Origin of the sequence: Streptomyces sp. NPDC001851 (assembly GCF_040297165.1) — a bacterium.
Taxonomy (GTDB): Bacteria; Actinomycetota; Actinomycetes; order Streptomycetales; family Streptomycetaceae; genus Streptomyces.
The window spans coordinates 109,203-117,793 of record NZ_JBEOYR010000029.1; the positions used below are offsets into that span (position 1 = coordinate 109,203).

Below are 8,591 nucleotides of genomic sequence, written 5' to 3' on the forward strand. Positions count from 1 at the left end.
TCAGCTGTCCTTTCCCAGGGTCTCGGCGACGGCCTTCGGCAGCCACTGCCGTACGTCACCGAAGGAGAAACCGAGCCCGGCGGCCCGGGAGTTGTCCATGGCGTAACGGCGGCGGAAGGCGAAGGGGGAGAGCTCGGCGGACTCGGTCACCTCGAACCGCACCTCGCCCTCGGGGAAGTGGGCCGCCACCGCGGCGCACAGCTCGTCCAGGGCCAGCAGACCGTGGGAGGCGGCGTTCACCGGGCCCGTGAAGTCCGCGCCCGCCGCCCAGAAGAGGAAGCCGGCGATCTCCTCGACGTGGATGTACGTCGCCGGGTGCGGGGCCGGCGGTACGGCGATGGGCGTGCCGGTGCGGATGCGCCGGGCGTAATGCTCCAGCCGGCCGGTGAAGTCGTCGTCGCCGCCCAGCACATGGGCGACGCGTACGGACGCGAACGGGAGGCCGGAGCCCGTGAACACCGCCTCGGCCTGCCGCTTGCCCTCGCCGTAGTGTGCCGGGGCGAACTCCGCGTCGTCCCAGGGGAGTTCCAGGTCCACGGTGACATCACGCGGATCGACCGCGCTCTCCGGCACCGGCACCGCAGTGTCCTGGTGCTCGTACACCTCCACCGTCGACGTCATGACGTAGCGTCCGGTGCGGCCCGTGAAGACCCGGTGGGCGATCTCCGCCTGGCGCGGGGTGTAACAGACCTGGTCGATCACGACGTCGAAGGTGCGGCTGCCGATCGCCTCGGTCAGTGCCTTCTCGTCGTCGCGGTCGGCCACCAGGTGGACCGCTTCCGGGGGCGGGGCCGACGATCCCCGGTTCAGGACCGTGACCTGGTCACCCGCCGCCAGCAGCCGGGTGATCAGCCGCTTGCCGAAATAGCGGCTGCCCCCGATGACCAGTACCTCGCGTGCTTTTGCCATGACCATAATTCTCCGGACCGAGCAGGGAGCTCTGAAGGGGGAGACATGGGAGATCGGGCCATCACGCCGAAAGAACCACGGCATCTGCGGGCCGTCGCCGACGAAACGCAGGTGGCCTTCGACGCGGTGGACCGGCAGATCCTGCAGCTGCTGCAGACCGACGGGCGGATCAAGCTGAGCGAGCTGGGCCGGCGGGTCAGTCTGAGCCCGGCGGCGGTGGCCGAGCGGGTGCGCCGGCTGGAGACGGCCGGTGTGGTCGAGGGGTACGGCGCCCAGGTCGCGCCCGCGCGACTCGGCTACGGCATCCAGGCCTTCATCCGGGTGAACCCGCACGGCGGCTACAACCTCAAGCACCCCAGGACCCTCGAACTGATCGACCGCCCGGAGATCACCGAGGTGCACCACGTGGTCGGCCAGGACTGCTGGATCCTCAAGGTCGCCGTCACCGACACCGTCCACCTGGAGGAGATCCTGGAGCAGACCTCGGTGCTGGGCCGGACGACGACGTCGATCGTGCTGTCCTCACCCGTGCGCCACAAGCCGCTGCTGCCCCCGGCCCGGGACTGAAGGGACAGCACCGCTTGCCTTGACGCCGACGTCAACACCTACGGTCGTAGGCATGCGAATCGGCGAGCTGGCCGCACGGACCGGGACCACCACCCGCACCCTGCGCTACTACGAGGCACGCGGGCTGCTGCCGGCCCGGCGCGACGGCAACGGACACCGCACGTACGACGAGGGCGACCTGAGGCTGCTGGAGCAGATCCGGACGCTGCAGGACTTCGGGTTCGAGCTGGAGGAGACGCGGCCCTTCGTGGAGTGCCTGCGCTCCGGGCATCCCGAGGGCGACTCCTGTCCGGCCTCGCTCGCGGTCTACCGGCGCAAGCTGGCGGAGCTGGACGGGCTCATCGGTCAGTTGTCGGCGGTGCGGGAGACGGTCGCCGGGCAGCTGCGGCGGGCCGAGCTGGCCCGGGACGCGCTGGCCGCCGAGGCGCTGGTTCCGGGGGGCCCGGAACCCGGGTGCGAGCTGGGAGGGTTTTCGCGATGAGTCTGGTGAGCGCACTGGCCGAGGTGACGGACGCGGATTTCGAGGCGGAGGTGAAGGGCTCGGGGCTGCCGGTACTGGTGCAGTTCACGGCCGACTGGTGCGGGCCCTGCCGGCAGCTCGCGCCGGCACTGAGGGACATCGCCTCCGCGGAGCGCGACCGGCTGAAGGTCGTACAGCTGGACGTGGACCGCAATCCGCAGACGACCATTGCCTACGGCGTCCTGTCCACGCCGACCCTGATGGTCTTCCGGGACGGTGAACCGGTGCGGTCGATGGTGGGGGCGCGCCCCAAGCGGCGGCTGCTGGAGGAGCTGGCCGACGTGCTGTAAATCCCGCCCCGCCTGCAAAAAATCCCCCGGGCAATTGCGCTCGGGGGATTTCTCTGCGTATATTCGGTGGTTCGCGACTTGCATTCACGGGGTCGCGGAGAAGTTCAGTGAGCACAGTATATCCGGGCGGGAGCGGAATTGTCAAACACCGAATTTCCAGGCGATGAATTGCGGCACGAGCAGGAATTCATCGACGGACTGTACGCGCGCGTGGACGTGCTGCGCGGCGAGGCCGAGACATCGGTCACGGACGCGCTCGCCCAGGGCGACAAGCCCATGCAGGCCCGGCTGGAGCGGGACATCCTGGTCGCCGAGCGCTCGGGGCTGCTCGCCGCGCTGAACGCCGTCGACGGTTCGCTCTGCTTCGGCCGGCTCGACCTGGCCGACGGCGCCGTCCACCACATCGGCCGGATCGGGCTGCGCGAGGACGACGCCGAGCGCACCCCGGTGCTCATCGACTGGCGGGCCGACGTCGCCCGCCCCTTCTACCTCGCCACCGGCCACACCCCGATGGGCCTGCGCCGCCGCCGGCACATCACCACCCAGGGCCGGACCGTGACCTCCCTGCACGACGAGATCCTCGACCTCGGGGACGCCACCCGCACCGGGTACGAGGACCCGAGCGGCGACGCCGTGCTGCTGGCCGCGCTGAACTCGGCGCGCACCGGCCGGATGAGCGACATCGTGCAGACCATCCAGGCCGAGCAGGACGAGATCATCCGGGCGCCCCACCGCGGCGTGCTGGTGGTCGAGGGCGGCCCCGGCACCGGCAAGACGGCCGTTGCCCTGCACCGGGCCGCGTACCTGCTGTACGAGCACCGGGACCTGCTGGCCCGCCGCGCCGTGCTGATCGTCGGCCCCAACCCGGCCTTCCTCGGCTACATCGGCGAGGTGCTGCCCTCCCTCGGTGAGACCGGCGTGCTGCTGGCCACGGTCGGCGAGCTGTTCCCCGGGGTGAAGGCGACGGCGACCGACAGCAGGGAGGCGGCCGCGGTGAAGGGCCGCGCCGACATGGCGGACGTACTCGCCGAAGTCGTACGCGACTGGCAGTCGCTGCCCGATCCGGTGATCGCGATCGAGCACGACCGCGAGGTCCTGATGCTCGACGACGGCCTGGTGAAGGTCGCCCGCGAGCGCACCCGCGCCGCCGGACTGCCGCACAACGTGGCCCGCGAGCACTTCGAGGGCCACATCCTCAACACCCTCACCGAGCTGTACGCCGAGCGCGTGGGGACCGACCCGTACGACGGCAGCAGCCTGCTGGACGCCTCCGACATCACCCAGATCCGCGACGAACTGGCCGAGAACCCCGAGGTCTGGGCCGCCATCGACCAGTTGTGGCCGCGCCTGACGCCGCAGCGCCTGGTCGCGGACTTCCTCGCCGACCCCGTCGGCTATCTCCCCGACGAGGACGCGGCGGCCATCCGCCGCCCGGTGACCCGGGCGTGGACCGTGGCGGACGTACCGCTCCTGGACGAGGCGGCCGAACTGCTTGGCGTGGACGAGCGGGTGGCGCGGGCGCGGGCGGAGCGGGAGCGGGAGACGCAGGTGGCCTACGCGCAGGGCGTGCTGGACGTCTCGTACGCGTCCCGGACCTACGAGTTCGAGGACAAGGACGACGAGGCCAGCGAAGTCCTGTCCGCCCACGACATCATCGACGCCGAGCGGTTCGCCGAGCGGCACGAGGAGGCCGACCACCGCAGCGCCGCCGAGCGGGCGGCGGCCGACCGGACCTGGGCGTTCGGGCACATCATCGTCGACGAGGCGCAGGAGCTGTCGCCGATGGCCTGGCGGCTGCTGATGCGGCGCTGCCCGACCCGCTCGATGACCCTGGTCGGCGATCCGGCCCAGACGGCGGAGGCGGCGGGCGTCGGCTCCTGGTCGGAGATCCTCCAGCCGTACGTGGAGGACCGCTGGGAGCACACCCGCCTCGGTGTCAACTACCGGACACCGGCGGAGATCATGGAACTGGCGGCGGCCGTCGTCCGTGCCGAGAACCCCGGCTTCGAACCGCCGAGCTCGGTCCGTTCGACCGGGGAACGGCCCTGGGTGCGCGCCACCGACGACCTGCCCGGCGCCGTCGCCGAAGCAGTGCGGGAGCTGACGCCCGCCGAGGGCCGGCTCGCGGTCATCGCACCGCGCCACCTGCACCGCAAGCTGGCCGCACGGCTGGACGGGGTGACGGCGGGCGCCGAGCCGGACCTGACACAGACCGTGGTCCTGCTCGACCCCCGCCAGTCGAAGGGCCTGGAGTTCGACTCGGTGCTGGTCGTCGAGCCGGCCCGCTACGGCACGAGTGACCTGTACGTGGCCCTGACCCGGGCGACGCAGCGGCTGGGGGTGCTGCACACCGGAATGCTGCCCGACGCGCTCAGGCCGGCCGCAGCCACACCGTAGCCAGCGGCGGCAGGGTCAGCCGGATGCTCGCGGGGCGGCCGTGTGCGCCCTGCGGCTCCGGCTTGACCGGGTCGGGGTGGCCCACGCCCCCGCCGCCGTACCGCGCATCGTCCGTGTTCAGGGACTCGTGCCAGGCCGGTACGTCGTCCGGGACGCCGAGCCGGTAGTCGTGCCGGACGACCGGGGAGAAGTGCGACACCGCCAGCAGGGGGGAACCGTCCGCGTCGAGGCGCAGGAACGCGAAGACGTTGTCGTCCGCCGCGTCCCCGGTGATCCACTGGAAGCCCGCCGGGTCGGTGTCCCGCTGCCACAGGGCCGGGGTGGCCCGGTACAGCGCGTTCAGGTCCCGGACGAGATCCCGTACGCCCCGGTGGTCGGCCCCGGCGCCGTAGGCCGGGTCGAGCAGCCACCAGTCGGGGCCCTGCGCCTCGGACCACTCGGCGCCCTGGGCGAACTCCTGCCCCATGAACAACAGCTGCTTGCCCGGATGGGCCCACATGAAGCCCAGGTAGGCGCGGTGGTTGGCGCGCTGCTGCCACCAGTCGCCGGGCATCTTCGACACCAGGGACCGCTTGCCGTGCACGACCTCGTCGTGGGAGATCGGCAGGACGTAGTTCTCGCTGTACGCGTACACCATCGAGAAGGTCATCTCGTGGTGGTGGTACCTGCGGTGGACCGGTTCGTGGGCCATGTACTGCAGCGAGTCGTGCATCCAGCCCATGTTCCACTTCAGGCCGAAGCCGAGCCCGCCGAAGCCGCTCGGGCCCTTGTGGTGGGTGGGCCGGGTGACGCCGTCCCAGGCCGTGGACTCCTCGGCGATGGTCACCACACCCGGGCAGCGCCGGTACACGGTGGCGTTCATCTCCTGCAGGAAGGCGACCGCGTCCAGGTTCTCCCGGCCGCCGTGCTCGTTCGGGGTCCACTGGCCCGGCTCGCGCGAGTAGTCCAGGTAGAGCATCGAGGCGACGGCGTCCACCCGCAGGCCGTCGATGTGGAACTCCTCGCACCAGTACACGGCGTTGGCGACGAGGAAGTTCCGCACCTCGCGGCGGCCGAAGTCGAACTCCAGCGTGCCCCAGTCGGGATGTGCGGCCCGCCGCGGGTCGTGGTGCTCGTACAGCGGGCGCCCGTCGAACTCGGCCAGCGCCCAGTCGTCGCGCGGGAAGTGCGCAGGCACCCAGTCCATCAGCACCCCGATGCCCGCCTGGTGCAGCCGGTCCACCAGGTACCTGAAGTCGTCCGGGGTGCCGAGCCGGGCCGTCGGGGCGTAGAAGCCGGTGACCTGGTAGCCCCAGGAGCCGCCGAAGGGATGCTCGGCGACCGGCATCAGCTCCACATGGGTGAACCCCGTCTCCCGGACGTAGGCCGGAAGCTGGTCGGCCAGCTGGCGGTAGGTGAGGCCGGGGCGCCAGGACGGCAGGTGCACCTCGTAGACGGAGAACGGCGCCTCGTGCACGGGGGTGTCGGCGCGGTGCGCCATCCACTCCGCGTCGGCCCACTCGTGGTGCGAGACGTGCACGATCGACGCGGTGGCGGGCGGCGCCTCGGTACGGCGGGCCAGCGGATCGGCGCGCAGGGTGCGCGAGCCGTCCGGGCGGGTGATCTCGAACTTGTACACCTCGCCCTCGCCGATCCCCGGTACGAACAGCTCCCACACCCCGGAGGAGCCCAGCGAGCGCATCGGGAACCCGGTGCCGTCCCAGAAGTTGAAGCCCCCCGCGATCCGTACGCCCCGCGCGTTCGGCGCCCACACCGCGAACCGGGTGCCGGTCACCCCCTGCCGGGTGGTGACGTGCGCGCCGAGCGCCCGCCACAGCTGCTCGTGCCGGCCCTCGCCGATCAGGTACAGGTCCAGCTCGCCGAGGGTGGGCAGGAAGCGGTAGGGGTCCTCGGTGTCCAGGACGTTCCCCCCGTACGCCACCAGCAGCCGGTAGTCCGGTACGTCGGCGAGGGGCAGCACACCCGAGAAGAACCCGTCGCCGTCGTCGTGCAGCCCGGCGCGCAGGTCGCCGGCGACGACGGTGACGGACCGCGCGTACGGCCGGAAGACCCGGACGGCGACGCCTCCCCGCACCGGGTGGGCGCCCAGCACGGAGTGCGGGTCGTGGTGGGTGCCGTGCAGCAGCCGCTCGCGGTCGGCGGGAGGGACGGCGGCATCCGGGGTGTGCTTCGGGGGAGCCGGCTTCTTGGTCGTCACGGACGAGCCTCCTGGGCGGACGCGGCGAGGCGACGGATCGCCGAGAGCGGTACGGGGAGCCAGTCGGGGCGGTGCCGGGCCTCGTAGACGACCTCGTAGACCGCCTTGTCGGTCTCGAAAGCATTCAGCAGCACCGGATCGGTGCGCGGGTCGCGGCCGGCCACCTCCGCGTACCCGGAGCAGTAGGCGGCCCGGCAGACGCGCGCCCAGTCCGGCGCGGGCGGGCTCACCGAGTGGGCCGCGTAGTCGAAGGAGCGCAGCATCCCCGCGATGTCCCGCACCGGCGGCTGCGGCATCCGCCGTTCGGCCGGCGGCCGGGCCGGCTCGCCCTCGAAGTCGATCAGCGACCAGTCTCCGGAAGCCGAGCGCAGACACTGGCCGAGGTGCAGATCACCGTGGATCCGCTGGGCCGTCCAGGTGCGGTTCTCGGCGGCGAGGCCGGCCAGCGCCAGGTAGGCCGAGCGCAGCCCGCTCTCGTACGGGCGCAGTGCCGGCACCGCCTGGACGGCCGCCGCCAGCCGCTCGGTCATCCCCTCGACCAGCGACTGCAGCTGGGCGCGGCCGAGGGTGACGGTCGGCAGGGCACGGGCGAGCGCGGTGTGCACCTCGGCGGTGGCGCGGCCCAGCGCCCGGGACTCGGCGGCGAAGTCCTCGCCCTTGGCCAGCTCGCGCAGCGCCAGCTCCCAGCCGTCGCTCGCCCCGCTGACGAAGGGCTGGAGCACCGCCAGGACGTACGACTCCCCGTCCACCTCCGCCTGCAGCCAGGCCGTCGGCGCGGGCACCCGGGGGCAGCCCTCGCGGGCCAGCGCCAGGGGTATCTCCAGGTCGGGGTTGACGCCGGGCACCACGCGGCGCAGCAGCTTCAGGATGAACGTATCGCCGTAGACCACCGACGAGTTGGACTGCTCGGCGGTCATCAGCCGGGCCACCAGCCCGGCGCGGATCTCCCGCCCCGGCTCCCGCTCGAAACGCAGGCCCCCGATGCGGGCCCGGGTGCGCAGGGCCTCCAGCAGCACTTCGGCGGGCCGGGGGTCGTACAGGGCCTCGTACACCGTGCGTCCGGCGAGCGGGCCGTCTTCCACGTGTCCGATCAGCGCGGGCGCCAGCCGCGGGGGCAGCGCCTCGCGCACGCCTATGAGGAGCTGGTAGCAGTCGCCCGGATGGGGCTCGGCGCCCAGGGCGGACGGCTGGTGGACGCGCAGGAGCAGGTGGTAGAGGCCCAGCCGGCCGTCGGGCGGCAGCAGTTCGGTGGCGGCCACGGGGGTGAACCCGGTGACCGGGCGGCCCTTGCCCGCGAACCAGCGCTGCCTCGGCAGCCACGCGCGCAACAAGGGGTCCAGGGAGGCGAGAAGCGGGGTGGTGGTGCCGGATGAGGTGACCGTTTCCGCCATGGGCGTCACGTCCTTTTCCCGGAGCGCGAGGGGGTATCACTTCTGCGTGCCCCGGGCGGGGCGGGGGAAACCGCCCCACCACCAGGGTTCTATGCCGCGTTCCGGCGCAGCCGGAACCAGTAGAAGCCGTGCCCCGCGAGGGTGAGCAGGTAGGGCAGCTCGCCGACCGCCGGGAAGCGGACCCCGCCGAACAGCTCGACGGGGTGCCGTCCACCGAACCGGCTCAGGTCGAGCTCGGTGGGCTGCGCGAAGCGGGAGAAGTTGTGGACGCACAGGACCAGGTCGTCCTCGTACTCGCGCAGGAAGGCGAGGACGGCCGG

8 protein-coding genes are annotated in these 8,591 nt (G+C 72.2%); 4 read left to right on the forward strand and 4 right to left on the reverse strand.

Annotation, left to right across the window (positions count from 1 at the left end):
- Positions 1-909: an NAD-dependent epimerase/dehydratase family protein gene (locus ABT171_RS33635; protein ID WP_351250184.1), complete on the reverse strand. Its 909-nt coding sequence runs from the start codon at positions 907-909 to the stop codon at positions 1-3.
- Between the two features lie 45 nt (positions 910-954).
- Between ABT171_RS33635 and ABT171_RS33640 the strand changes: the two genes are divergently transcribed.
- The 4 genes from ABT171_RS33640 to ABT171_RS33655 all read left to right on the forward strand — a co-directional run bounded on the left by ABT171_RS33640 (position 955) and on the right by ABT171_RS33655 (position 4,683).
- Positions 955-1,476, forward strand: coding sequence for an Lrp/AsnC family transcriptional regulator (locus tag ABT171_RS33640; protein ID WP_351250185.1), 522 nt, complete (start codon positions 955-957; stop codon positions 1,474-1,476).
- A 52-nt stretch (positions 1,477-1,528) separates the two neighbouring features.
- Positions 1,529-1,957, forward strand: a complete 429-nt coding sequence (locus tag ABT171_RS33645) for a MerR family transcriptional regulator (RefSeq protein ID WP_351250186.1) — start codon at positions 1,529-1,531, stop codon at positions 1,955-1,957.
- Complete coding sequence (locus ABT171_RS33650; RefSeq protein ID WP_351250187.1) at positions 1,954-2,286, forward strand: thioredoxin family protein; 333 nt, start codon at positions 1,954-1,956, stop codon at positions 2,284-2,286. Before ABT171_RS33645 ends, ABT171_RS33650 begins: the two co-directional genes overlap by 4 nt.
- 168 nt (positions 2,287-2,454) lie before the next feature.
- Positions 2,455-4,683, forward strand: a complete 2,229-nt coding sequence (locus ABT171_RS33655; protein ID WP_351250193.1) for a HelD family protein — start codon at positions 2,455-2,457, stop codon at positions 4,681-4,683.
- On the opposite strand, the gene glgB is transcribed toward ABT171_RS33655, so the two are convergent.
- From glgB to ABT171_RS33670, 3 genes are all read right to left on the reverse strand, one after another.
- A complete protein-coding gene (gene glgB, locus ABT171_RS33660; RefSeq protein WP_351250188.1) occupies positions 4,658-6,880 on the reverse strand; it encodes a 1,4-alpha-glucan branching enzyme in 2,223 nt (740 codons plus the stop codon). The genes ABT171_RS33655 and glgB overlap by 26 nt on opposite strands.
- On the reverse strand, positions 6,877-8,271 hold the full coding sequence (locus ABT171_RS33665; protein ID WP_351250189.1) for a maltokinase N-terminal cap-like domain-containing protein: 1,395 nt from the start codon (positions 8,269-8,271) through the stop codon (positions 6,877-6,879). Before ABT171_RS33665 ends, glgB begins: the two co-directional genes overlap by 4 nt.
- 89 nt (positions 8,272-8,360) lie before the next feature.
- The coding region (locus ABT171_RS33670; protein ID WP_351250190.1) for an alpha-glucosidase C-terminal domain-containing protein at positions 8,361-8,591 on the reverse strand (231 nt) is incomplete at its 5' end.

Coding starts and splice junctions, on each gene's coding strand:
- ABT171_RS33635 (WP_351250184.1), bottom strand. CDS start 909: ATGGCAAAAGCACGCGAGGTACTGGTCATCGGGGGCAGCCGCTATTTC.
- ABT171_RS33640 (WP_351250185.1), top strand. CDS start 955: ATGGGAGATCGGGCCATCACGCCGAAAGAACCACGGCATCTGCGGGCC.
- ABT171_RS33645 (WP_351250186.1), top strand. CDS start 1,529: ATGCGAATCGGCGAGCTGGCCGCACGGACCGGGACCACCACCCGCACC.
- ABT171_RS33650 (WP_351250187.1), top strand. CDS start 1,954: ATGAGTCTGGTGAGCGCACTGGCCGAGGTGACGGACGCGGATTTCGAG.
- ABT171_RS33665 (WP_351250189.1), bottom strand. CDS start 8,271: ATGGCGGAAACGGTCACCTCATCCGGCACCACCACCCCGCTTCTCGCC.